Consider the following 261-nt stretch of genomic DNA (forward strand, 5'->3'; position numbering starts at 1 on the left):
TTGTAAAGAGAACAACACTTATTGTTTTGGGTCTGTAGCTCAGCTGGTTAGAGCGCACCCCTGATAAGGGTGAGGTCGGTAGTTCAAATCTACTCAGACCCACCACTTCTTATCTAATTAAGAAGATGGTTAAAACAATAAGTACCAGCATATGTGGGGCTATAGCTCAGCTGGGAGAGCGCCTGCCTTGCACGCAGGAGGTCAGCAGTTCGATCCTGCTTAGCTCCACCACTTACTTCTTAAAAATAAATATTCTTTATC

Annotated in this window: 2 tRNA genes; both read left to right on the top strand. The window is 44.1% G+C overall.

What is annotated here, in order from left to right:
- The first annotated feature begins 28 nt into the window (after positions 1-28).
- A tRNA-Ile gene (locus CXF64_RS00035) sits at positions 29-105 on the top strand.
- Between the two features lie 50 nt (positions 106-155).
- Positions 156-231 (top strand) — tRNA-Ala (locus tag CXF64_RS00040).
- Positions 232-261: the final 30 nt, after the last annotated feature.

The organism is Pseudoalteromonas sp. GutCa3 (assembly GCF_002836155.1).
Lineage (GTDB): Bacteria > Pseudomonadota > Gammaproteobacteria > Enterobacterales > Alteromonadaceae > Pseudoalteromonas > Pseudoalteromonas arctica.